At 40.1% G+C, this 25,255-nt stretch carries 23 protein-coding genes, 1 other RNA gene and 4 pseudogenes; 15 read left to right on the top strand and 13 right to left on the bottom strand.

Annotated elements, in window-relative coordinates; all coding sequences use genetic code 11:
• Positions 1-21: 21 nt before the first annotated feature.
• Positions 22-1,255, bottom strand: a pseudogene (locus IPK31_17880) (ABC transporter permease).
• Between the two features lie 45 nt (positions 1,256-1,300).
• Between IPK31_17880 and IPK31_17885 the strand changes: the two are divergent.
• From IPK31_17885 to fsa, 3 genes and pseudogenes are all read left to right on the top strand, one after another.
• Positions 1,301-2,596 carry a DUF5103 domain-containing protein gene (locus tag IPK31_17885; GenBank protein MBK8089641.1) on the top strand — a complete coding sequence of 432 codons (1,296 nt, stop codon included), beginning with the start codon at positions 1,301-1,303 and terminating at the stop codon, positions 2,594-2,596.
• A gap of 88 nt (positions 2,597-2,684) precedes the next feature.
• Positions 2,685-2,784: signal recognition particle sRNA small type (gene ffs / locus IPK31_17890), an RNA gene on the top strand.
• A 74-nt stretch (positions 2,785-2,858) separates the two neighbouring features.
• A pseudogene (gene fsa, locus IPK31_17895) lies at positions 2,859-3,511 on the top strand (fructose-6-phosphate aldolase).
• Between the two features lie 61 nt (positions 3,512-3,572).
• Here the strand turns inward: fsa and IPK31_17900 are convergent.
• The 3 genes from IPK31_17900 to lepA all read right to left on the bottom strand — a co-directional run bounded on the left by IPK31_17900 (position 3,573) and on the right by lepA (position 6,446).
• Positions 3,573-3,968 (bottom strand): hypothetical protein, encoded by a 396-nt coding sequence (locus tag IPK31_17900; protein ID MBK8089642.1) that lies wholly within the window; start codon positions 3,966-3,968, stop codon positions 3,573-3,575.
• A 130-nt stretch (positions 3,969-4,098) separates the two neighbouring features.
• Entirely contained in the window at positions 4,099-4,482 is a 384-nt protein-coding gene (locus IPK31_17905) for a hypothetical protein (protein ID MBK8089643.1), read from the bottom strand.
• A gap of 170 nt (positions 4,483-4,652) precedes the next feature.
• Positions 4,653-6,446 carry an elongation factor 4 gene (gene lepA, locus IPK31_17910; GenBank protein ID MBK8089644.1) on the bottom strand — a complete coding sequence of 598 codons (1,794 nt, stop codon included), beginning with the start codon at positions 6,444-6,446 and terminating at the stop codon, positions 4,653-4,655.
• A gap of 508 nt (positions 6,447-6,954) precedes the next feature.
• Between lepA and IPK31_17915 the strand changes: the two genes are divergently transcribed.
• Positions 6,955-8,208 carry a beta-lactamase family protein gene (locus tag IPK31_17915; protein ID MBK8089645.1) on the top strand — a complete coding sequence of 418 codons (1,254 nt, stop codon included), beginning with the start codon at positions 6,955-6,957 and terminating at the stop codon, positions 8,206-8,208.
• A gap of 12 nt (positions 8,209-8,220) precedes the next feature.
• Here IPK31_17915 and IPK31_17920 read toward each other — a convergent pair whose 3' ends face one another.
• Positions 8,221-8,607, bottom strand: a complete 387-nt coding sequence (locus IPK31_17920) for a hypothetical protein (GenBank protein MBK8089646.1) — start codon at positions 8,605-8,607, stop codon at positions 8,221-8,223.
• Positions 8,608-8,931: 324 nt separating this feature from the next.
• Here IPK31_17920 and IPK31_17925 point away from each other — a divergent pair, with 324 nt between their 5' ends.
• The 5 genes from IPK31_17925 to IPK31_17945 all read left to right on the top strand — a co-directional run bounded on the left by IPK31_17925 (position 8,932) and on the right by IPK31_17945 (position 11,940).
• The gene (locus tag IPK31_17925) at positions 8,932-9,153 is read left to right on the top strand and encodes a hypothetical protein (GenBank protein MBK8089647.1); all 222 of its coding nucleotides are present in this window, start codon (positions 8,932-8,934) and stop codon (positions 9,151-9,153) included.
• A complete protein-coding gene (locus IPK31_17930; GenBank protein ID MBK8089648.1) occupies positions 9,154-9,483 on the top strand; it encodes a DUF1801 domain-containing protein in 330 nt (109 codons plus the stop codon).
• A 165-nt stretch (positions 9,484-9,648) separates the two neighbouring features.
• On the top strand, positions 9,649-11,100 hold the full coding sequence (locus tag IPK31_17935) for an amidohydrolase (GenBank protein MBK8089649.1): 1,452 nt from the start codon (positions 9,649-9,651) through the stop codon (positions 11,098-11,100).
• A gap of 35 nt (positions 11,101-11,135) precedes the next feature.
• Positions 11,136-11,648, top strand: coding sequence for a GNAT family N-acetyltransferase (locus IPK31_17940; protein ID MBK8089650.1), 513 nt, complete (start codon positions 11,136-11,138; stop codon positions 11,646-11,648).
• 4 nt (positions 11,649-11,652) lie between these two features.
• On the top strand, positions 11,653-11,940 hold the full coding sequence (locus tag IPK31_17945) for an acyl-CoA-binding protein (protein MBK8089651.1): 288 nt from the start codon (positions 11,653-11,655) through the stop codon (positions 11,938-11,940).
• On the opposite strand, the gene IPK31_17950 is transcribed toward IPK31_17945, so the two are convergent.
• On the bottom strand, positions 11,937-13,112 hold the full coding sequence (locus IPK31_17950; GenBank protein MBK8089652.1) for a glycosyltransferase: 1,176 nt from the start codon (positions 13,110-13,112) through the stop codon (positions 11,937-11,939). The two genes, IPK31_17945 and IPK31_17950, sit on opposite strands and share 4 nt — an antisense overlap.
• On the bottom strand, positions 13,109-14,428 hold the full coding sequence (locus IPK31_17955; protein MBK8089653.1) for an oligosaccharide flippase family protein: 1,320 nt from the start codon (positions 14,426-14,428) through the stop codon (positions 13,109-13,111). Before IPK31_17955 ends, IPK31_17950 begins: the two co-directional genes overlap by 4 nt.
• Positions 14,429-14,545: 117 nt before the next feature.
• Between IPK31_17955 and IPK31_17960 the strand changes: the two genes are divergently transcribed.
• From IPK31_17960 to IPK31_17975, 4 genes are all read left to right on the top strand, one after another.
• Positions 14,546-14,875, top strand: a complete 330-nt coding sequence (locus tag IPK31_17960; protein ID MBK8089654.1) for a hypothetical protein — start codon at positions 14,546-14,548, stop codon at positions 14,873-14,875.
• 24 nt (positions 14,876-14,899) lie between these two features.
• Positions 14,900-15,418 carry an FkbM family methyltransferase gene (locus tag IPK31_17965; GenBank protein ID MBK8089655.1) on the top strand — a complete coding sequence of 173 codons (519 nt, stop codon included), beginning with the start codon at positions 14,900-14,902 and terminating at the stop codon, positions 15,416-15,418.
• Positions 15,419-15,483: 65 nt separating this feature from the next.
• On the top strand, positions 15,484-16,458 hold the full coding sequence (locus IPK31_17970) for an Inward rectifier potassium channel Irk (GenBank protein MBK8089656.1): 975 nt from the start codon (positions 15,484-15,486) through the stop codon (positions 16,456-16,458).
• Between the two features lie 5 nt (positions 16,459-16,463).
• Positions 16,464-17,432, top strand: coding sequence for a threonylcarbamoyl-AMP synthase (locus IPK31_17975; protein ID MBK8089657.1), 969 nt, complete (start codon positions 16,464-16,466; stop codon positions 17,430-17,432).
• On the opposite strand, the gene IPK31_17980 is transcribed toward IPK31_17975, so the two are convergent.
• The 6 genes and pseudogenes from IPK31_17980 to IPK31_18005 form a co-directional block, all read right to left on the bottom strand.
• Positions 17,433-17,903 (bottom strand): hemerythrin domain-containing protein, encoded by a 471-nt coding sequence (locus tag IPK31_17980; protein MBK8089658.1) that lies wholly within the window; start codon positions 17,901-17,903, stop codon positions 17,433-17,435.
• Positions 17,904-17,907: 4 nt separating this feature from the next.
• Positions 17,908-18,670 (bottom strand): annotated as a pseudogene (locus tag IPK31_17985) (triose-phosphate isomerase).
• 11 nt (positions 18,671-18,681) lie between these two features.
• Entirely contained in the window at positions 18,682-19,314 is a 633-nt protein-coding gene (locus IPK31_17990; GenBank protein MBK8089659.1) for a hypothetical protein, read from the bottom strand.
• On the bottom strand, positions 19,293-19,892 hold the full coding sequence (locus IPK31_17995) for a hypothetical protein (GenBank protein MBK8089660.1): 600 nt from the start codon (positions 19,890-19,892) through the stop codon (positions 19,293-19,295). Before IPK31_17995 ends, IPK31_17990 begins: the two co-directional genes overlap by 22 nt.
• 51 nt (positions 19,893-19,943) lie before the next feature.
• A pseudogene (locus tag IPK31_18000) lies at positions 19,944-22,785 on the bottom strand (TonB-dependent receptor).
• Between the two features lie 23 nt (positions 22,786-22,808).
• Positions 22,809-23,663, bottom strand: a complete 855-nt coding sequence (locus IPK31_18005; protein MBK8089661.1) for a DUF4397 domain-containing protein — start codon at positions 23,661-23,663, stop codon at positions 22,809-22,811.
• A gap of 144 nt (positions 23,664-23,807) precedes the next feature.
• Here IPK31_18005 and IPK31_18010 point away from each other — a divergent pair, with 144 nt between their 5' ends.
• Positions 23,808-24,731, top strand: coding sequence for a phosphoribosylaminoimidazolesuccinocarboxamide synthase (locus IPK31_18010; GenBank protein MBK8089662.1), 924 nt, complete (start codon positions 23,808-23,810; stop codon positions 24,729-24,731).
• 1 nt (position 24,732) lies between these two features.
• Positions 24,733-25,167: a DUF4281 domain-containing protein gene (locus IPK31_18015; protein MBK8089663.1), complete on the top strand. Its 435-nt coding sequence runs from the start codon at positions 24,733-24,735 to the stop codon at positions 25,165-25,167.
• Positions 25,168-25,255: the final 88 nt, after the last annotated feature.

Below are 25,255 nucleotides of genomic sequence, written 5' to 3' on the forward strand. Positions count from 1 at the left end.
GAGCTCAGCAAGCGGAGTTTGCTACTCAAACCTCAACGCCTTCACCGGGCTTATCTTTTCACCAGCAGAGAAGGAATCAATAAAATCAGGAAGCTCACCACAAACGTAATGATATTGATCAGCAGCACCTGCCACCAGATAACCCTGATGGGTGCAGAAGAAACATAATAAGCAGCTTCATCTAATTTAATAAAGTGTGTAGTTTGCTGCAGCCAGCAGATGCCAAGGCCGAGTAATGTACCAAGTATCATTCCTGCAATGGCAATGATCAATGCCTGGTTCCAAAAAAATGACCTGTATGGTTGAATCAGCTGCACCGGTTGCTTTCAGCAGTCCAATCATTTTTGAACGTTCCAGTACCAATATAATTAAACAGGAAATTAAATTGATGACAGCCACAATACAGATAATGATTAAGATCACCTGCTTGTTGGTGCTTTGCAGTTCAAGCCAGTCGAAGATGTTGGGATAAATTTCACGCAGTGGTGTGCTGAACCATTGCACAGGAATCTGGTCGAGCAGTTCATTATTGGTGCGGTAATCTTTTTCTGTAATCAAACAACGTCAGTTCATACCCTCCTATCTGCGTGGCTGTCCAACCGTTCAGTTTGCGGATGAGATTGATATCAACGATTGCAAATGTTTTATCATATTCTTCAATGCCTGTTTTATAAATACCGCAGATGGTAACAGGCCGCACTCTTGGTGTGGTGCTGTTGTTGTCAATAAAATAAATCAGTATCCTTTCGCCCACTGTTGCATTGATCTGTTTGGATGTATAGGCAGAGATAAGGATTTGATTATTGGTTAAGCTATCATCAAACTTCAGCCATTTTCCTTTGGTGATAAAAGGTTCCAGTCTTTCACGGGAAAAATTCTTCTCCACTCCTTTCAGCAAAACACCTTCAATTGTCTCGGTTTTTTTCAACATGGCCGATTTCGTTGCAAACGCATCTACCAGCTTCACCGATTTGTTTGCACGCAATATGTTATAGACTGTATCGTTTTTCTCTTCAGGAAGTTCTTCGGCCAATCCTGATATAGAAGATTGCTGTTGCTGCACACGGAGATGTCCCCAGAAGCTGAACACCTTACTGCTCACAGTGTATTGAAATCCTTCCACAAAAGCAAAGGCAAGGATCATAACGGCCACACTGATAGCAGTTGCAGCAGCCGACAGTCGGATGATGAACCGGGAAAAAGATTGGTTCTTTTGAAAAACCAGGCGGCGGGCTATGAAGGAGGCTACGTTCAAACCAGTTAACTTTGAATGGTTGTAAAACTAATGGATTCTGAAAACATGCAGCAGTTAAAAATTACGTTTTGGTTTTTTCTTCTTCTCGTATCCTCTGTCAACTTGTTTGCACAGGAACCCGATAAGATTTACCGCAGCAATATCCGTTCAGTAAAACTGACGGTGCAGGGCGATCAGTTAACCTATCCCGTTATGCGGCTCAACAGTGGCGATCAGCTGGAACTGCATTTTGATGATATGGATGCTGATGTAAAATATTATTCCTACACATTTGTTCTCTGCAATGCCGACTGGTCTCCTGCCATGCTCAGCCAGTTTGATTACATGAAAGGATTTTCCAATGTACGCATCGGCACTTACCGTAACTCATCCATTGCATTAACACGTTACACACATTATACCTGTAACCTGCCCGACCGTAATACAACTCCAACACGCAGCGGTAACTATATGCTGAAGGTGTTTGTAAATGGCGATACTTCACAACTTGCTTTAACTAAACGTTTCCTGGTGATTGATAACAAAGTAAGTGCTGGTGCAACAGTACTGCAGCCTTTCAACTCCATGTATTTTAAAACGCATCAGAAATTGCAGTTCACAGTAAATGTGCAGAACATAAAACCAACCAATATTTTTCAGCAGATCAAAATTGTGATCCTGCAGAATAACCGTTGGGATAACTGTACAAGAAATATTCAGCCAACATTCATCCGTCAGAATATCTTAGAATACAATACTGAAGCAGATGGTTTATTTGCTGCACAGAAAGAATGGCGATGGGTAAACCTTACCAGTTTCCGTTTGCAGACTGAACGAATTGAAAAAGCAGATTATACAAACAAAGGTCAAACGCTATTTGTAAAACCGGAGGGAGAACGCAACTCTCTTCATTATATGTACTACCGTGATGCCAATGGAATGTATGAGCTGAGAAACATCGAACAGAATAATCCATACTGGCAGGGCGATTATGCTAGTGTATGGTTCAGGTATGTAAGTCCCGACAGACAGCCAATTCCTGATAAAGACATTTATCTGTTTGGTGAACTCACGAATTATGAAATCACCGATGCCAACCGCATGATCTTTAATGAAGAAACAGGCATGTATGAAAACAAACAGCTGTTGAAGCAGGGCATGTACGATTATATTTACATTACAAAAGATAAAAAAACAAAGCAGTTGAGTACTGATCAAACAGAAGGCAACTGGTGGGAAACAGAAAATAATTACAGCATTCTTGTTTACTACCGTGAGTTAGGCGGAAGAGCTGATGAGCTGATTGGTATTACACAGGTGAATTCGATTGCAAACAGGCCAAACTTTAATAACAGAAACTGATCAGTTGAAATTGGAGAAAATACTCAACTTCTCCTGTCAAACTTCAAATTTCGAATTTCAAATTATCTTCAATCCCTTATCTTTGCGGCGGCAGGTCTTGCACGACCAGCTCCTGCTGAACTCCCCCAGGGTGGGAACGCAGCAAGGGTAAGCGGTTGTAGCGGTGCGATGTAAGTAACCTGCCATTTTTTTTCCTTTTTTGAAGATGCTCCTAAACAAACTGATCATGCAACAATCTTCAAAAAACAATTAAACTCCTGTAATGAAATTTTTTATTGACACGGCCAACCTGGCCCAAATTAAAGAAGCAAACGAATTTGGAATCTTAGATGGTGTTACCACCAACCCCTCCCTGATGGCTAAAGAAGGCATCAAAGGACATGAAGCAGTGATGCAGCATTACAAAACCATTTGTGAAATGGTTGATGGCGACATCAGTGCCGAAGTAATCAGTACCGATTTTGCCGGTATTGTGGAAGAAGGTAAAAATTGGCAGCAATTCATCCGAATATCGTGGTGAAAGTGCCGATGATCAGGGATGGTATCAAAGCATTAAAATGGTTCAGCGATAACAGCATTAAAACCAATTGTACTTTAGTATTCAGTGCAGGTCAGGCAATCCTTGCTGCAAAAGCCGGTGCAACCTACGTATCTCCTTTTATTGGCCGTATTGACGACAGTGGTTGGGATGGCATGGAACTGATTGGACAGATCAGCAATATTTATTCTTTACAGGGATATGAAACACAGATCCTCGCAGCTTCTATCCGTTCATCTTTGCATATTGTGCAGGCTGCTGAATTGGGCGCTGATGTTGTTACCTGTCCGTTAGAACCAATCCTTGGTTTATTAAAACATCCGTTAACTGATCTCGGACTGGCGAAGTTCTTAGAAGATGCCAAGAAATTTCAGTAAATAATTAATAGTTGATATTGAAAAGCTGTTGAATAATGTTCAACAGCTTTTTTATTTTAGTCTATTCAATCGTTCCGTAACAGGTATTTTTGATAGAACAATCATATTTACTTTTCTTGTTTGGAAATAATACTCCAAAGTTTGGTTTCTTCTCAGGATATACTTTCACTGTAGATGCCTTTTTAAAAACAACATCTTTATTACACAGCCACAATACCCGGATAGTATCATTATTATCTGTTTTGACTATAGTTAACGAAGCGGTGGCTAAGACTCCGCAGGTAAATGGTGCTTTTGCATGAAATAATACACTCCCTTTTAAAGTATCAGTTAGAGAAAAATAGTTCCAACTTGTTTCACATTCGGTACATGTAATTACAGGTTTAGTATTTCTTGTTTTATTAAATGAAGAAAGTAGTATAATACTGATAATGATGAAAGTAATTGTGCGAAGCATTCTATATTCAGTTGCTGAACAAAGTTGTTACCATTAAAAGCAAAGAGTCATGTCACATTGGAACAACTCTTAAATAAATTCTCTTTCCCTCTTTTCCCTCTTTTAATCTCTTAGCTCTGCCTTTCAACTTTTAGCTCCTCACATCCACCAGAAAACTTCCCAAATCAACCACCTCACCCTCGCCCATCTTAAACTGTTCAAGGTCTTCCAGACTTAATTCCTCCAGCACTTTGGTAGTATAAACAGGTTTGTGATCTTTCAGTATAATAAAATAAAAGTCTGGACGGGTTTCTTTAAAAGCTGAATCATTCACAAATGAATCATGCGCAAAAGCAATACGGATATGGCCTTCAGCATCCAACCGGCTTTCACCGAGATAATCATCATCAGCAATGTCACGGTCGTATAAACGAACAGTATACTCATCGCCGGTTAATCCTTTGTCTTCTCCTTTTTCAATAAAACGGGCAATCACTACAAGGTCAGGTTCTTTGTTAAGGGTAAAATCACTCATGGCTTTCAATTTGGTGTTTAGAATTATTTCAAGTTAAAGTAATTTCTGAATCAGAGCAAAACAAAAGGCACAAAGCTGTTATACTTTGTGCCTTAATTATATTTTACGCTTCGTTTAAATCTCGACTCCGCTCGATTCTGCACCGCTTCCTTCGACTTCGCTCAGGATGTTTATTCATCCAGCTTCAATACCGCCAAAAATGCTTCCTGCGGAATCTCCACATTACCAATTTGCCTCATACGTTTCTTACCTTCTTTCTGTTTTTCAAGGAGTTTACGTTTACGGCTGATATCGCCACCATAACATTTAGCGGTTACATCTTTACGCATAGCACTGATAGTTTCACGGGCTACAACTTTAGCACCAATGGCTGCCTGGATAGCGATCTGGAACTGCTGACGGGGAACCAACTCCTTTAATTTTTCACATAATTTTCTTCCAAATTCATTGCCACGGCTGCGGTGAATCAAAGCACTCAAAGCATCCACCTTATCTCCATTCAGTAAGATGTCCATTTTCACAATATCTGCATCACGGTAACCGATAGGATGATAGTCAAACGACGCATAACCACGGGTTTGTGATTTCAACTTATCATAAAAATCAAACACAATTTCCGTTAACGGCATTTCAAACATCAGCTCCACACGGGTTGGTGTGAGGTAATGTTGATTGATAAGAATACCACGTTTGCCCAGGCAGAGCGTCATGATGTTCCCGATATAATCTGGCTTGGTAATGATCTGTGCTTTAATGAATGGTTCTTCAATCCTGTCCATGGCCGTTGGTTCAGGCATTTGGGTTGGATTGTTCACCTGTATCTTTTCACCTTTTGTGGTATAAGCAACAAAACTTACGTTGGGTACAGTGGTGATCACTGTCTGGTTGTATTCCCTTTCCAAACGTTCCTGAATAATTTCCATGTGCAGCAAACCGAGAAAGCCGCAACGGAAACCAAAACCAAGCGCCTGTGATGTTTCCAGTTCAAAAGTCAATGAGGCATCATTCAGCTGCAGTTTGTCCATGCAGTCACGGAGTTCTTCAAAATCTTCTGTCTGTACAGGGAAGATACCGGCAAATACCATCGGCTTCACTTCCTGGAAACCTTTGATGATCTCCTTCGTTGGATTCGCTGCTAAGGTGATCGTATCACCCACTTTTACTTCTTTCGCATTCTTTACACCGGTAATGATATAACCCACATCGCCACAGGTTACTTCTTTCTTCTCAGTCATCTTCATCTTCAAGATCCCAACTTCACTTGCTTCATATTCCTGTCCTGTACTTACAAACTTTACTTTATCTCCTTTTCGTATTCTTCCGTTCCTGATACGGTAGTAAACGATCACACCACGAAAACTGTTGAACACACTGTCAAAAATCAATGCCTGCAACGGTTCATCAGGTTTACCGGTTGGTGCAGGAATCCGTTTTACAATTGCTTCTAATATTTCTTCAATACCAATACCTGCACGACCGCTGGCTAATAAAATATCTTCGGGCTTACAGCCAATCAGGTCAATGATTTGGTCTTTCACCTCTTCAATCATCGCACCGTCCATATCAATCTTGTTGATCACAGGAATGATCTCAAGGTTATTATCAATCGCTAAGTATAAGTTGGAAATGGTTTGCGCCTGGATTCCCTGTGCAGCATCAACCAACAATAATGCACCTTCGCAGGCTGCCAATGCACGGCTCACTTCATAACTAAAATCAACATGGCCGGGTGTATCAATGAGGTTGAGGATATATTCCTGTCCGTCTTTGTGTTTGTAATTGATCTGGATAGCATGACTCTTAATCGTAATGCCTTTTTCTCTTTCCAGGTCCATATCATCCAGTACCTGGTCCATCATATCACGGTCGCTGATGGTACCGGTGCTTTGTAATAAACGGTCGGCCAGGGTACTTTTTCCGTGGTCAATATGAGCAATAATGCAAAAATTTCTGATATTCTTCATGAACTTTCCTTCTCAATTTTCGTGTGGTGCTCCGCCTGACATAGCCTTGGCGAAGGCGGGCAAAGGTAACGAAAATCAGCGAGCAGAAACGGGTGAAATATGAGTGGGGATAAAGACGGATTCTATCCCCGACAGCGGTTATCAACCCTGTCGGCGGATGTTAAAAAAACGAAAGACAATTTTGTTACATGCTTTTTGAAACAATAAGCAGAGATGGTTGTGTCACTCACTTGTGCACCATAGCTTTATGCGGCGGAGCACTTGTACGGATGGTAATTCTATGCAGCCAATTGTCTGAACCGTGATTTTTTGGGTGAAAGGGATTCAGAAGATCGGTGGCTTACATTCACACTCGTTTCAAATACAATAGAGTTCAAAAGTTGAAATGTTTTACTAAAGTCAAGAATGCTGTAACCCTGAGTTTGTTAAAAGGTTGATGAGGAATTGCTTAATTCGTGATTATAAGTTCAGCCAAATTCTCATTACATTGGCTGATAAAATAACCAACATGAAATTGCATCTTCTGCTTCTTTTGTTTATCTCCATCCTGTCTGCCTGTGCAAACGAACCAAAAACAAGTGAAGCAGTAGCTTCATCAACTGATTCAACAAAATTTCCTAAAAGAATCAACCGGCTTGATGGATCTTCCGTTGGTGCAGACAGTCTTACAAACATAATAACTGAGCTGGCAAGGGCTGCGAAAGTAACAGGAGCTGCTGTCACCATTTTCAATAACAACGAAGTGGTTTATCAAAAAGCAGTCGGCTATAAAAATTTTGAAAAGAAAGATACACTGACAACGTCTACTGTGTTTTATGGCGCTTCTTTAAGTAAGATGGCTTTTGCTTATATCGTCATGCAATTAGTTGAAAAAGCTGTTCTGCATTTGGATACTCCCCTTCAACATTATCTGAAACAGCCATTACCCGATATTAAGTTCGAAAAAGAATGGAGAGGTTTTGCCGATATAAAAGGCGATGACCGTTACAAACTAATTACAGCACGCATGTGCCTGTCTCACACTACCGGTTTTCCAAACTGGCGTTTCCTCACAGACAAAGGATTGGATGAAAAAGGGAAATTGTTTTTTCAATATACTCCCGGAACCAAATACAGTTATTCAGGCGAAGGATTACACTTGCTGCAATTCGTTATTGAACAGATTACCGGAAAAGGACTGGAAGAAATTGCAAGGAAAAACCTGTTTGATCCGTTGGGAATGAATATGACCAGTTATGTATGGCAGGAACGTTTCGAAAAGAACTATTGCAATGGACATACAACTGCTCAGGAAGTGCTTGGAAAAGATAAAGAGGATGAAGCAGGTGGTGCAGGAAGTATGGAAACAACACCCGGGGATTATGCAAAGTTTATCTCTGCTTTTATGAAACATCAGCTGATCAAGGATTTAACATTCAGTGAAATCACCAAACAACAGATCAGGATTAAAAACAAACAACAATTCGGGCCTAACAGAAAAGTTGATACTGATGAGTTTGATAAGATTAACCTGGGATATGGATTAGGTTGCGGCTTTTTGGAATCAGGCTATGGAAAAGGAATTTTTAAAGAAGGTCATGGTGATGGTTTTCAGCACTATTTTATTTTCTTTCCTGATAAAAAAATTGCTGTCATGATTCTCACGAACAGTGATAATGGAGAAAGTATCTTTAAGGAGTTACTTGAAATAACGATTGCCGATACTGTTACTCCATGGCAATGGGAAAACTATATACCTTATAACATGAAAGGTTCTGAATAATTGATGCCAGGTTTAGATTAGCTCCTTATGTTTTATCTGCAAAGCCATCAGCACAATGAAGAATCCAATCAGCAGGTACACAAGTTGTAACCAGTCGTAGGTTTGAATAACACTGATCTGCACCACTTCAAATGCAATGATCATCAGTCCACCGGCCCCTGCCCAGAAAGCACCCCTGTAATGTTTCTTCCACAATTTAAACGCAGCATATAGGTTTATGAAGCCGACAAAAAAAGTAAGAGCAATTCCCGGAACAAGATAGTTGTGAAGAAAGGATTGATTGATGAGATTACTATTCAGCTGCAGTAAATGTCCATCGGGTTGAATCATCAGCATAATTCCGCAGGGAATAGCTGTGATGGCAACGAATGCGGTAAGAAACATCAATAGCTTTGCCATTGCGATTTTTTCTTAAAGGAACACTACAATATCTGTATAGGAAATGAGTGCAGTCAAACAGTTAGGTGACAGGTATCATTGAAACTCAGCCTTTCGGCAGACCGGCATCGCTTGCTTATCCGGCAATTCTGACCAGAAAGTTTTGTAATTTTTTAATGATAATTGCGGCATTCTCAAAAAAAAATTATCTTACTGCACAAACTTGCCATATATGGATACTGTCAATTTACAAGACGGGCTTAACAAAGTTATGTCCTGGAAACGGAAGGTCTCAACATCGAACAGATCGCTGAACGGCTGCTGCAATCAGGTATTCCTGAAAGCATGAAAGAAGAAGTGATCCTGAAGTGGAAAGAAATACGCAATGAGAAAAAGAGAAACAATGCCTTTATTTATTGCGGCATCGGGATTGGATTATTAACCACCGGGTTCTTATTTACCCTCTTTCTATTCGACAGCGGCGGCAGTTACAGCTTCGGGCTTTATGGTTTAACCATTATTGGGCTAATCCTTGTTTTTAAAGGAATGATTGATCTGATGAGTTAAGTGCTGTTTATTATTTTAATGACTCAACCTTCTTCAATAAAAATAAGATCATTAGTACAGTTGTTTGGCTTGCTGCCTGAAAATGAACGCATCATCACCGATGTATTAAGGCAAATCATTCTTGAAAACCTGCCTGCTAACTGCAAAGAAAAAATATCCTTCAATGTCCCTTATTTCTATGGTAAGAAAGGAATCTGTATCGTTTGGCCATCAACAATACCAAGAGGTGGGATAAAGAAAGGTGTTTTATTAGGCTTCTGGTATGGCAATAAACTCGACGACACAGATCAGTACCTTACACATGGCACTAATAAGCAGATCTTTTATTAAATCTTCCACAGCCCAGATGAAATTGATGAACAGGCTATTGTTCAACTGCTGAAAGAAGCTGTAAGAATTGACAGCCTCTGGTAAAAAGTCAGCCATTTATTTTTCTTTTCTGCGTTCGTTTTTAAGCATAGCTTCTTAACTTCCCTGCTTCCAAAACCAATCAGCATGAAAGTAATTTCTCTTTTTTCTTCTCTCCTATTTTTAGTTCTCAGCTCCACTGCACAAAAAAAACCAGTTGTCTTAAAAGACGATCAGTTAAAAACGCAGGCCGCAGCTGAAATACAATCTCATTATGAGCAATACAAGGGCATGGCCCTGCAGATCTGGAACTATGCAGAAGTTGGTTACAAGGAAGTAAAGAGCAGTGCATTGCTTCAGAAAACCCTTACAGAAAATGGCTTTACAGTTGAAGCAGGAGTTGCAGGAATACCAACAGCTTTTGTAGCTACTTACGGCAGCGGCAAACCGGTGATTGCCATTCTTGCTGAGTTTGATGCCCTGCCCGGCATTTCACAAACCAATGCACCCGAAAAAACAAGCGCAGGAAAAGATGCAGGACATGCATGCGGTCATCATTTGTTTGGAGTGGCTTCTGTTGCATCAGGAATTGCTATTAAAAAAATGATTGAAGAAAAAAAGTTTACAGGAACCATTAAAGTATTCGGCTGCCCCGCAGAAGAAGGCGGCAGCGGCAAAGTATATTTAGTAAGAGCCGGATTGTTTAAAGAGGTGGATGTGGCCATTCACTGGCATCCCGGAAATGATAATGAAGTAACCATGACGAGTGCATTGGCAAATATGTCGGCCAAGTTTCGTTTTCGTGGAATTTCTGCACATGCTTCTGCTTCACCTGAACGTGGACGTTCTGCTTTAGATGGAGTTGAAGCAATGGATAATATGGTGAACATGATGCGTGAACATATTCCGCAGGAAACAAGGATACATTATGTAATTACCAGTGGAGGTAAAGCGCCCAATGTTATTCCTGACTATGCTGAAGTATATTACTATGTGCGTCATCCAAAAAGAGACCAGGCGCAAAGTATTTTTAACCGTGTAGTGAATGCGGCAAACGGAGCTGCTTTAGGAACAGATACAAAAATGGAATATGAAATTATTGGCGGTACACATGACCTGCTGCTCAACAAAACACTGGCTGAAGTAATGCAGAAGAATCTTGAAAAAACAGGCGGGGTAATTTATACTCCTGCTGAAATTGATTTTGGAAATAAAATTCAATCCAGTTTTGGATTCCCTGCACCGCCTGTGAGCAATGCAGCCCTCATCACTCCACTGAAAACAGTAACGGATGCAGGTGGCGGAAGCACCGATGTTGGTGATGTAAGTTATGTAGTACCTACAGTTGGTATCAGTACAGCAACCTGGGTTCCCGGCACTCCTGCACATAGCTGGCAGGCAGTAGCATGTGGTGGTACAGAGATTGGAACAAAGGGCATGATGACATCTGCCAAAACAATGGCCATGACGGCAATTGATCTGTTCCTGCATCCTGAGATCATTCAAAAAGCAACGGCAGAGTTTAAACAGAGTATTGGTGATTACCAATACAAAGCATTGCTTGGCGATCGTAAACCTGCACTGAATTACAGGGATTGATTGCAATGATTTTTAATTTTGACGAAACAGAGAATATGAAAATTTCAAAAGCAACTGTTGCAGATGCAGCAGAACTGGTTGATTTATTAAACAGTGCTTACCGTGGTGAAAGTTCAAAACAGGGATGGACAACAGAAGCACATCTCATTGCCGGTAACGTACGAACGAATGAACAATCAGTGATTGATGTCATCAATCAAACTGGAAGTGTTATTTTGAAATGCACCGATGAACAAAATCAGATTGTTGGCACAGTGAACCTGCAGAAACATGGCAGTAAACTTTATCTCGGAATGTTCAGTGTATCACCTGCTTCACAGGGAGGTGGTATTGGCAAGAAACTATTGATTGCTGCTGAAGATCATGCAAGAGAGGTTGATTGCAATTTAATTTATATGACTGTTATCTCTGTCCGTACAGAACTGATTGACTGGTACAAACGCCATGGCTATGTGGATACTGGTGAACGGAAACCTTTTATTGAAGACGATGTAACCGGGCAGCATTTACAAGAACTGGAATTTGCCGTTCTTGAAAAGACGATTTAACAGGATTCCCTTATTTTCGCCAAAACTTACGACTTATGGATTTACATCAGCTTTTGATCAGGCCATTGCCGACAGCAAAACACTCAGCGAAAAGCCCAGCAATGACACTTTATTACAACTCTATTCACTGTACAAGCAGGGAAGCGAAGGTGATGTAAACATTGATGCACCATCTAATCCTTTTGATTTTGTTGCCAAAGCAAAATTTGAAGCATGGGAAGCATTAAAAGGAAAGTCAAAAGAACAGGCAATGCAGGATTATATTGATCTTGTTGCGAAACTGAAATCTTAATATTTACCCAGTACTTTTTGATAAACTGAAAGCAGTTGTTGAGCAACAATGCTGTAATTATATTTTGCTGATGCTTCTTCGGCAATTTTTTTCCGGTTGAATTGTCCGTATTTCTTTTTCAGCAAAAGCATAGCATTTGCCAGTGCTTCTGCATTTTCCGGTTCAGCTAAAATTCCATTTGTTTTATTCACCAGTTCAGGAATTGCTCCAACATTCGATGATACAACAGGAAGCCCGCAGCACAATGCCTCGGCTGTTACACAACTGAAGGTTTCGCTTTTACTGTACAGGAAAAGTGCATCGGCTTTTTTTAATTCTTCCGCTACTTTTGCATAGGGAATCTCACCCATGAACTGAATACTTTTTTTAGGAATACCAAGCTTGGCTGCTTTCAATTCCCACTCTTTTGTTTTGTTACCGATAAAAATAAACTCTGCAGACTGATCTGTTTGTAAAAACAGATGAATTACTTCCAGCATCAACTGCGGATTTTTTACCGGGTATAAATTACTTACATGCAGAAAACGGAAAACAGAATGCGCAGGTTTATTTTCAGTATAATAGAAACGTGAAGTATCTACAACATTCGGAATAACTGTATACTCTTTTTTCCCTGCAATTTCATTGATAGCTTTACCAAGGAAATCGCTTACAGTGATCAATACATCTGCTTTATCAATTACTCTTTTTGTAATAAAACGGAAATAAGGAGAGTAAGTTGAAAAACTTTCTTCCTCTGCCCTGTTATGATAAATGTTTGAATGCTCCGTTACAACAAAGGGAACACTGAATTTTCGTTTTAACCATAAAGCAGCTGCTCCCATTTTAACCGGAACATGCACATGCACAAGATCAGGAACACCATTCTGCTCACTATATTCTTTTAATGTATCCAGCATCTGCCTGTAATACCGTCGGTTAAACAAAGCAGTTGTCAGCGTTGCAAAAGGAGTATTGGGTACAGGAACATATACAATTTGAGTCTGCAGATTTTTTTCAGTATGTTTTTCAGTTCTGTATGTTTCATTTGTAAGAAGGCTGGTATTTTGTACAATATGAATCACATCAACTTTTTGAAATTCTGATAAGGCTTTTGCGTGACGCTCAATAAAATCGCCGTCATAACGATCGGTTGAGTGAGGATACCAACTGCAAAGCCAGAGTATTTTCATTGCTGATCCTGTTTACGTGAAGAAATTGCCTGGGTAACTGTTTTCTGCAGCAATACCCAATCACTTTTACGAAACAACAGGAAGTCAGAAAAACTGCTTTTGTATTCACGGATATGCGCCATGATCATAAAACACAAAAGAAAAATATAACCACTGCTGCTTACAATAGCTGCGGCTTTAATTCCGTAAGAAGGAATAAACAGAATATCACCGGCAATGATGAATGCCAGCGTCAGCACATTTCCCCAAAAGCCGATGCTCAATACTTTTTTTCCGCCGAAATAAGCTGCAAGCAAATGTATCACCGAATAAGAAAGTATGGCAGGAACCAGTAAGAGAAATGGCCAGAACATATTGTTGAAGGTTTCACCAAAAACAAATGGGAACAACCAATACCCTATCGATACTAAAGCAACACAGGCAAGTCCATATACAAGAATCATCCCTCTTGAAAGCAACTGAATGGTTTCGTTCACTTCAATTTTTCTTCCGGAAGCTGTCATTGGAAAAACTACCCCGGCAAGAATAGATGGTATAACAAAAAACAACTGGGCAAGCTTACATGCCTGTATATAATTTCCCAGATCGGCAGGCGAGCAATACTTATTTACAAACCAGTAATCAATCCTGTACATCAGGAAACTCATGGAATTTGTAACAAGCGCAACGGCAGCAAAATAAAAAAAAGGTTTGATCAGTTCCGGAGGAAAAAAAAGCAGTTCTTTCCATTTTACATACTTAATAAAAAAGGCAACAGTCAGTAACAGGCCCTGCACAAAAAAACCAAGAAAATAAATATTTATATAAGTACTGTTTCCGAGGTAATTTCTGATGAATTCATTATTGGGAAGTAAAACAATTAAAACAAGATTAACCAGCACCAGTAAGATGTTAGGCAGTACAAAATCGAGCTTGGCATAAAACAATGCTACAAAAAAAGTGATGAGCAAATTACCGGCAAGAAATGCATTGGCTGAAATTTTAAAATTATTCTGTGCAAACGGAATTCCTTTTGTTCCTGCAAAATAACTGATGACGAAGTATGCGGGTATCAGCACCAAAATACTCCAGCCAATGGCTGTAACAGCGAGCTGTGCTTCCGTCAGTTTCTTTTGTGATAAATAATACCCCATGGGAGTTTCCAGACAAAAGCTGATGAACATAACAGCCAGCGCAAAAAGATTGGTGATGTAGTAAATCTGCCCGCTTCCATCAGCTTCAAAATGCCTTGCAACAAGAATATTCAACAGTAGTACAGACAGGAAATAGAATCCCCGCCATAAAATACTTATTGTAAATGCCTTTGCTAATTTCATTCCGTTTCAAATATAAACTGAACCCCCGTTTTTTCAGCATAATTTATCAAACAGGCAGAAAATGATGGTTTGATGAAATGGGCTTTAATAGATATATTCGGTTTTCAGATAAACAAATTGAAAGCGCTTCTATCTAATATCATTCGCTGGTACAGCCTTCATCTCCCTTTTCCGCATAAGGGACTAAAATATTTTGAGTGGTTGCTCAGGAGGTTCAGCCTGCAAAAGGAACGATATGTAAAGAAGTTGCCTGATGGTTTGTTAATGGAACTATCAGCCAACGATCATATTGAAAAGTATCTCTTCTGGTACGGAGCTTATGAAAAAAAGGAAGTAACTACGATGCAGACTTTGCTCAATGCCGATTCAGTTCTTGTTGATATTGGAGCAAATATTGGCTATTACTCTTTAATGGCAGCTAAGAAAGCTAAAGCAGGACATATCTAGAGTTTCGAACCGGTTACAAAAAACCTGGAAAAACTGGAGCGGAATATTTCCCTTAACAGGTTTGCAATCATCCATCCAATACAGGCTGCTGTCAGTAATGTTTCCGGCAGCACAACGATTTATATTTCTGGTGATGACAACAGCGGGATGTCAGGTTTGCGAAGTGCTGAAAATTTTTCCGGTCAAAGTGAAACAGTAAAATGTCTTACGCTTGATGAAGCAGTCAGTGAATACAATCTGCCAAAAATTGATTTGATTAAAATTGATGTAGAAGGATCAGAGATAACTGTATTGCAGGGGATGACGAAAACAAGAGCAGAGCAAAAGCCCATTATCTTGATTGAAGTTTCGGCTGCTACTCTATCAATGTACAATGAAAGGATAGAAACTATTTACCAGGTTCTTTCTGCTGATCAGTATATTGCTTATAGGGTAATTGACATTAATGTGTTGGAGAAAATCAGTACTCCACAGGAAGCCGACCTTGTTTTTTTTGTTCCCAAACATTACGTCTTCCCTGCTGCAATTAAGGTTATTTCATAATCATCAACAGCTTTGCAGATCAAACATCAGCACAGATTTCATTATTTTTACCGATATTTCAATATATGGCTTCAACACGGCATATTATCAACCGGAAAGCAAAAGAAGATAAGGAAACTGGTTTGAGTGTAAGCAGTAACCAGAGTGGTGGTCGCTTTTTTGAAAAGGAAGGCAGACCAAATGTTCGCTTTAAAGGTGTTCCGTTCTTAAAACAATTCAGCATCTACCAGTATATGCTGAAAATTCCTTCCTGGAAATTCCTTGCATTTATCGGGCTGGCTTATGTAGTTGTCAATATCTTTTTTGCAGCCATCTATTTTATTATCGGCGTTGATCAGTTAGGAGGAATGGAACAGCAAACCATGCAGGGGAAATTTTGGGAAGCTTTCTTCTTCAGTGCTCAAACTCTGTCAACTGTAGGATATGGCCATGTCTACCCATCTTCATTGACGGCAAACGCTATTGCTGCATTTGAATCCATCACAGGCTTATTGATGTTTGCCCTTGCTACAGGTTTAATGTATGGACGATTTTCGAATCCTAAAGCCTATATCCTGTTCAGTGATGTTGCATTGTTCTCACCCTTCAAAGACGGGTATGCATTGATGCTTCGTTTTGCTCCTTATAAAAATCATTTTCTTACAGATGTTGAAGTGAAAGTAACCCTTGTGTTACAAACAACAGACAGTAATAACGAACGGAAGAATAAGTTTTTCGGCCTCGATCTTGAATTGTCAAAAGCCAACACTCTTGTCAGTAACTGGACAATTGTACATTTTGTTAATCAGGAAAGTCCGCTGTATAATTTAACCAGGCAGGAAATAAAAGATGCCAAGGCAGAAATTTTGGTGTTTGTAAAAGGTTATGATGAAGAATATGCCAATATTGTTGTGAGCAGAGGTTCATATACTTCTGATGAACTGGTATACGGTGCTAAATTTGACATGATGTACGAACCCAGTGAAGACAGAAGCACTACCCTTTTGCATTTGAATAAAATCAATAATTATCACGAAGAAAAACTTCCTGTAAATATTTAATGATGATTACTGAAACAGGAACAGATATTCAAAAAGCAATTGAACTTTTAAGTAAAGGAGAACTTGTTGCTATTCCTACTGAAACAGTTTATGGTCTTGCAACCAATGCACTGAATGAAGATCCAGTGCTGAAAATTTATGCGGCAAAGAACCGTCCGCAATTTAATCCGTTGATAGTCCATGTTGCTTCATTGCTGAAAGCTGAGCCGTTTATTCACAACGTTTCATCAGAGGCAACGAAACTGGCAAATGCTTTTTGGCCAGGGCCATTGACGATTTTGTTTGAGAAGAAACAAACTGTTCCTGACCTTGTAACAGCAGGAAGCAATCGTGTTGCGATCCGTGTGCCGAATCATCCTTTAACATTGACCTTATTACAACAGATAAATTTTCCATTGGCTGCACCAAGTGCAAATCCTTCAGGTTATGTTAGTCCCACATCTGCCAAGCATGTTGAAGAAGGCTTACATGGCATCATCCCCTATATTTTAGATGGTGGTGAATGTACTGTTGGTGTTGAATCAACGATTGTTGGCTGGAATGAAGATGATGATTTGGAAGTGTATCGCTTAGGTGGCATTTCTGTTGAACAGATTGAAGAAGTGTTGGGTAAAAAAATCCGCATCAGTAAAAAAATAACCGAAAATCCTGAAACACCCGGGCAACTGAAAAGTCATTATGCAACACATACTCCGCTGCACCTCGGAAAAGCTGAAGAAATGATCCGGAGATTTGAAGACCGGCAAATCATCCTGATTAATTTTCAAAATTATCATCCCGACCTTCCAAAAGAACAACAATTTATTTTGGCACCGACGGGGTCAATTGATGAAGCTGCAAAAAATCTCTTTCGAATTCTTCGTGAAGTGGATAAACTAAAAGCAGATGTAATTCTTGCAGAACCTTTGCCCAACGAAGGTTTGGGAAGAGCGATTAATGACCGGTTGGAAAGAGCACAGTTTCTAATGAAATAATTATTCCCAGAACTTAACAGGATAATTGCTGCAGTTACCGTTTGGCAGCTTACCCAGCTTTTCGCCTGCTTTGTTTAAAAACTCTTTCGCTGTATGTTCTTCAACAAAGGGAAACAGGATCCTTTCTTCAAAACGGATATGTTTATCAAGCAATACATGAAATAATTCAATCAATTCAGTTGACTCTTTACCCTGCTGTAAATCAGTAATGACCTGTCTTATCTGCTGATGTTCATTGAGCATCTGGTTATATAATTCCTGCACTATTGGTAAATGCAAAAGAGAAGGCTCAAGCACCTTCTCCTCTGCAATAAAATGTTCGTCCAGTTCTTCTTTCCATGTAGTAAGAATAAAATCTCCCATAACTTTCACATCAGCCTGTTTGCTGATTCCTTTTTTTAACAAGAGAACAGCCATCAATCCATTGTGATGTTGATGCGAAAGTGGGTATAGATTTTTATCCCGCTTCATTGAATTATTTTAAACCGTTAATGATCTGTACAAACTCATCAGCTTTTAAAGAAGCACCACCAACAAGTCCGCCATCAACATCCGGCTGACTGAAAATTTCTTTTCGCATTGGAGCCCTTTACGCTCCCGCCATACAAAATAGAAATAGTATCAGCTACTTCCTTCCCGTACTGAGTTGCAAGTACACTGCGTAAATGAGCATGCATTTCCTGTGCCTGATCAGACGTTGCTGTTTTTCCTGTACCGATTGCCCAGATTGGTTCGTAAGCAATAATGATCTTCTGTAATTCCTCTGCACTTAAATGAAATAAACTTTCTTTTAACTGGTTGCCTACATAGTCATTCTGTGTTCCTGCTTCCCTGATATTTAAAGCTTCACCACAGCAGAAAATCGGTGTTAAACCGTATGACAATACAATGTTTACTTTATCTGCCAGCATCTGGTTGCTTTCATTGAAATATTCTCTTCTTTCACTATGGCCAAGTACAACATAAGTTGCTCCAACTGACTGCAGCATTTCAACAGATGTTTCACCTGTATATGCTCCTGCTTTTTGTGTGTAGCAGTTCTGTGCTGCTACTCCTGCACCACTCTTTCCTTTTACTTTGTCCGCTACCATTTTCAAATAAGGAAAAGGCACAGCAAACACTGCCAGCTGATGATCCGCCAATGTATGTGGTGTATTAATAATGTCTGTGATTAATTGCTCAGCCTGCTGATAGGTTAAATTCATTTTCCAGTTTGCCGCTGCTACTTGTTTACGCATGATCTGTTGTTTTATGGTTTATTAATATAAAGATGCTGCAGAATATTTCTGTCGGCATCAGTAAATGATTTGCTTTTTAACTGCATCCAGTTGTCAATATCATGGATGGCTTTTTCAATTACATATCTTTCCCCTGTATGAATGTTCCAGGTAAAATCAGTAATATATTTAGCTGAAAGTCCTGTTGTTAAAATATTACTGCAGATGCCGCTTACCATTCCTGTAGTAAGAGACGAGTTGATGGCAACCTTTGTATAATCGCCCAGCATTACACCGCATTTATTTCCTGCACTGATCCATTGATGCAGAGGCTGATTCCATATCTTCACTTCACCAGCTGTGTTTTTTATATTGGAACAGGATGCTCCTGCACCCACATTACACCACTCACCTATTACTGCATCACCAAGATATCCATCATGCGCTTTGTTGGAATAATCAAAGAACATCACATTCTTTATTTCACCACCCACTGTACATTTTTTACCAATTGTTGTTGCCCCATATATTTTACTGCCCATTTTTACAACTGCTTCATCAAGCGCAGCAAATGGCCCACGGATCATACTCCCTTCCATCAGCAAGCTGTTCTTACCAATATAAATAGGCCCTGCTGATGCATTTAAAATGCAATGCTCAACCACTGCACCTTCTTCAATAAGTATCTGATCGGATGATGTAGCACTATTAGTTGTTGAAATGAGTTGTGATATTCTTTCAGAGGTGATTTGTGAAAAATCACTTCGAATGGCTGTATCATTCCATTGTGTGATCTGAAAAGGATACTGGAGCAACTGAACCTTTTCCGGCCATTCAAGAAATTAAACGGAAGAGCAATCAGCTGTTGAAAAACCAAATGAAAGCTGATGAGCTGTGCGAACCGCAAGGATTCTGCCATTGCTGGTAATGCCTTTGCCAATTGCCAGCGATTTGATACTGTCTGCCAGTCTTTTGTTGGGATCAGTTTTGCATCAATATATAACTGATCGCCAGAGTTGCCTGAAGGGAATTTTGCCTGGAGATAGTCTTCTGTTAATGTGAATGTTTCGGCCTGCAGAATATGCTGCCAGCGTTCTCTGATGGTAAAAATGCCTGTACGGATTTCTGCAACCGGCCTGATGGCTGTGAAGGGATAAAGCGTATTACGATCGGTTGTATCAAATAAGATCACCTGCATGAAGGCGCAAATATCTGTCAGTTCATCCAATTCATCAAAAAGCAAAAAAAATCCCCTTCAACTGAATGACGGGGATCATATGAGAAAGCTTCTTAATTAAAACACATTGTATCCAAAACTTACATAGTACAGTCCGCCAATTTCAGGGTTGGCATAGGCTGATCTGTAATATTTATTCAACAGGTTACTTGCACCAACTTTGATCAGACTCTTTGTTTTTGGAATACGGCAACTGATTTGCGCATCCAATGTTCCGAAAGCAGGCAATTTACCTGAAAGGAAAGTTGATTCCCACACTTCAATTTCAGACTGCCATCTCCAGGTTGCAGCAAAACCAAAGTTTTTCAAGACTTTATTGTTGCTTAAAGTTACATTATAACGCCATGGAGAAGTATTGAAAAAGGCAAGCTCTCCTTTCGGTGTATTCTTTAATTCATTGTAAGATACGTTCGTGCTTACATTAAAATTATAAGGAACTTATAATCAACACTTGCACCCCAGCCAAATGTTTTAACATCTGCATTGGTAACATTGGTTGGCATACCAAACTGGCGCTGGTTGGCTGTTCCGGGATTTTGAATAAGAATAGCTGTGCTGATAAAGTTATTGTAGATGGCATAGAAAGCGTACACATCAACCAGTAAACGCTTGGCAATTACACCACGGTAACCAATTTCAAATGAATTCACAACCTCCGGTTTAAACTCTTTGAAATTATATGAATTTGCCTGGGTCAAAGCACCGGGGGTTCCTGCACGTAATGCAGCAAATGCAGTGGCCGAATCCCAAACCAGGTTTGTTTTGAAATTGTAGAAGGTCTGCAAAGCAGGTAAACCACCAATCAGCATATTGCTCTTTGTTCCCAATGGCAGATTGATATACTGGTTCTGTGTTGTTGGGAAACGGTAGGCCTGCTGATAAGACAAGCGGAACTAATTATCAGTTGCCACTTTAATGGTTGCGGTAGCTCTTGGTGTAAACCTTCCTTTAAAGTTATCATTCTTGTCATAACGTGCAGCAAGAGTAATTTTAATGCGCTCAAGAAAATCCTTTTGCACCTGCAGGTAAGCGCCGTATTCATTTATACCAATGCGTTTGCCAAGAGTATCAGTAAACAGCGTACCCTGTGAGTTAAGTGAAAAACGACGGTACAAAACACCTACCTGTACATCGGCCCAGGTAATTTTCTTAAAATTGTACATACCGTCAATTACATACATATCTGTTTTATCCAGGAACTGTGCACCACCTTTTGAAATTGGTTTTTGCTTACCGTTTCAAAGAGGCTTTTGAATGCAGGAGTTCCAGGCAATGGGCGATTGGCATCAGCTGCCTTACGTGCATAGAAATGAGCCTGATCTTCTGTAAGATTTACGCCGGTAAAGCCAGGTAAAGTACCGCCACGGGCAGCTGCAAAAGTTCCGATATAGGTTGGGAACCATTGAGTAGAACTTTCAGAATATCCCTGCAGCATTTGTGATGCAAGAATGGTTGCTGCGTATGAATTACCAGAGTTTTCCTGTGTTGTATAAGCACGGAGGAAATAGTTTTCACCTTTCAGCTCTAATTTAAACTGGCCGATTTTTGCATCTTTTAATGAATAACGGTCAGCACCTGTATATACGGTTGTTGCCATACCCCAATATCCAACAAAAGATAATTCTGTCTTTGTGTTAAGCTTATAATACAAACCACCATTGAATTTCAGGTTGTAAGTATTATAATCAACCAGGTCTTTTTCTGCATAACCTGTACGGCTTACAATTGAATCAGATCCTGTAACAAATAAAGAAGCCGCAGTACTGTTTGACAAACCTGTTGCGTAAGATTTTGCAATTGCATCAGCTTGGGCCGGAGTTGCACCCCCACCTATTGCCTGAGCATAAGCGCCGGCATATGCCTGCTGATAAACACTTCCCCTGATGGCACTTTTAATATTCACAATTGGCGGAGTTGATCCAATCTGATCACCATACACGTTTACGCCATTATAGCTTGGTATGCTTCTGTCACCAAACTTTGTTTTAACACCCATTATATCATAATTAGCTAAATCATTTGCCTGCCAATCCTGCGCCTGCATAAAGGAACCAGCCAATTTAAATGCAAATTTTTCTGTAATTATTTTACCCCAACGGAAATTCCAGTCATAATAAGGTGCTGCCGGGCGCTGTCTTTTATCAGTATGCATTACCCCCTGTTTAACCTGAAAACTGAATCCCTGGTATTTAAAAGGATTCTTGCTGGTAATAAGCAATGTGCCGTTCATTCCACCTGATCCATAAAGAGCAGATGATGCACCGGGAAGTAATTCCATATTGTCAACATCCAGTTCAGTTAAACCTACAATGTTGGCAACAGAAAAGTTTAAACCCGGAGCCTGGTTATCCATACCATCGGTAAACTGGTTAAAACGTGTGTTACCTGAACCATTAAAACCTCTTGTTCCAATCGTACCGAATACAAGGCCTGAACGCACAAAATCAACTCCCTTCAGGTTTTGAACAGCATCATAAAAATTGGCAGCCGGAGCTTCTCTTATTTGCGAAGTACCGATACGCTCGATAGATACAGGCGACGCAATGATTTTGGTGTTGGTTCTTGTTGCAGAAACAACTACTTCCTGACCCAAAGCCGCTTTGCTGACAAGTAATACATTGATAAAACCAGTACCGGTTACATTGATTTCATAATCTTCATAACCTACAGATGAAATAACAAGTGTTACAGGAAGCTGGTCAACAGTAAGTTTAAAGTTTCCATTATCATCGGTATAAGTACCTCTGGAAGTTCCTTTTATTGAGACAGATATTGCCGAAAGTGCTTCGTTCCCTGTCTTTGCTCTAACCGTTCCCTGCAACGTTGTTTGTGCCTGAGTTGCCAAGCCGGTAAAGCTTACAACCAGTAACAGTATAAATAGTTTGATTTGCTTTTTCATATATGTTTGATTACGGTTGTGAATTAGTTATGGGAAATGAAAGTAGCTGCAGGTGTTGGCGCCGCAGTAGTAGTAATTTGAAGCCTGCCTATAATTGTATAAATCTTTCCGCTTTGAAAACGAAATGGAAATAGTCCGAGTAACCCTGTTGCAGGAGAGGTACCGGGAGTACCAGCCACTTTAAACCCAATCTGGTAAGATCCGCTGTCAATTACAGCATACTGATGAAAGTTTTTATTTGCATACCCATCGCCAAAAGTTCTCCGCGGAAAAATATTCACATTTACAATCGGAGCAGCTGCAAGCCCGCCGGTTGCTGTAATATCAATAGAATCTTTTCTCGGTAAAGAACCAAGCAGTAACGGTGAAATAGCATGTACAAACCGAACCTTTGCCTTGCCGGCAGGAGGAGTTAATAAATCATCTTCCATGATCTGCACCTTATAATAAGGAAGTAGATCAATTGCCACGGCTGTATAACTCCTTCCCGGAAGAAAACTTCCGACACGGTTATATACAGTTGAGCCGATTCCTGCAGCCAAAGGAGCACCTGCACTGGCAGAAACAGCAAAATTCAGTGGATAAGCACCGCTTTTTACCGTTGAATAAGTGCCGGTAACGCTTAATCCCGAAGTAATAGATGAAATGGATGCTACACTGCTTGCGGCTCCATATACAATGTTATTTATTACGGAGCTGCCTCCCCATTTAACATCAACAGGAACACCAACAGTAGGCAATGGACTTGGCGAAACAGGAGGAACAACAGTCATATTTGCTACCAGTAACCTGGCAGGTTCAAATTCCTCATTTTTACATGACATAAAAAAAACAGATGCACAGGGCATCAGCAATAGCAATCTTTTTAGCTTTCTCATATAACAGGGTTTAAACTGTGCTGACAAAAATAGGGTTTACAACCAAATAACATAACAAAACCTTAAAAAGTTAATTTCCACAAGCGTTCATAAATTCATGACCCTAACTGCCTGTGTATTACGCTTGTCTGTTAACTTCGGGGCATGAATTCATTTCAGTTCCCCAACCAAACCAAATACTACAAAGGCAAAGTAAGAGATGTGTACAGCATTGGCAGCAATTGGTTAGTTATGATAGCAAGCAACCGTATTTCTGCGTTTGATGTGATCCTTCCCAAACCGATCCCTTATAAAGGACAGGTTTTAAACCAGATTGCTGCGTACATGCTCAACGCAACAAAAGATATTTGCCCCAACTGGCTGGTAAATGTTCCTGCCCCTAACGTAAGTATTGGCAAACGATGCGAGCCATTTAAAATTGAAATGGTAGTTCGTGGCAATTTGGTAGGCCATGCCTGGAGAACTTATTCATCCGGTAAAAGAGAGCTGTGCGGCGCCGTTATGGCCGAGGGGCTGAAAGAAAATGACTACTTCCCCACTCCAATCATTACCCCTTCCACGAAAGCAGAAGCAGGTCATGATGAAGATATTGCACCGGCCGATATTATTGCCACTGGAACCTGCACCGCAGCAGAATGGGAACAGTTAAGCAGCTATGCTCTGCAATTATTTGCAAGAGGAAAAGAAATTGCAGCTAAACAGGGATTGATACTGGTTGATACAAAATACGAGTTTGGAAAAATTGGTGATACCATTTATTTAATGGATGAAATTCATACTCCCGATTCATCCCGCTATTTTTACGCAGATGGTTTTGAAGAACGTCAGCAGAAAGGGGAACGACAAAAACAATTGAGTAAGGAGTTTGTACGTGAATGGCTCATTGAAAATAATTTCATGGGCAAGGAAGGACAAACTGTTCCGGAAATGAGTGAAGAATGGATCGACACCATCAGCAAACGGTACATTGAACTGTATGAAAAAGTGATTGGTGAAAAGTTTGTACCGGTTGATTTGAGTGATGAAGAAACGCAGGAGCGTATTATCAGCGCACTTCAAACATTATAATATGACTCCCGATTCTATCTTCAGCATTTGCAGCAGCATTGCCATGATCGGCTGGCTTATCCTGATTATTGTAAGTCCATTCTGGTTTGAAACAGATAAGCTACTCATCGGTGTTATCATTTCTTTATTTGCAATTGTGTATGCATGGTTAATTGCTCAAAGTTTTCATCCCGGCGATTTTGAAAAGTTCAGCACGTTGAATGGAGTAATGGAATTGTTCACGAATAAAACAGCAGTTACTGCCGGCTGGGTGCATTACCTCGCTTTTGATTTAATGACCGGCATCTGGATCAAAAAGAATTCAGAAAAATATGGCATCAGTCACTGGCTGATTATTCCCTGCCTGTTATTTACGTTCATGCTTGGGCCGGTTGGATTATTACTGTACCTCATCATACGCTTGCTGAAAACAAAACAATATTTTGCTGAAAATTAATACGTAAGGTTGGAACAGCTAAAATTACACACGCCGCATAATACAACTCCTGTAAAGGCATTCTTCTTACGGTTAAAAAGCCGCAACC

The sequence above is a fragment of the Chitinophagaceae bacterium genome (assembly GCA_016713085.1).
Taxonomy (GTDB): Bacteria; Bacteroidota; Bacteroidia; order Chitinophagales; family Chitinophagaceae; genus Lacibacter.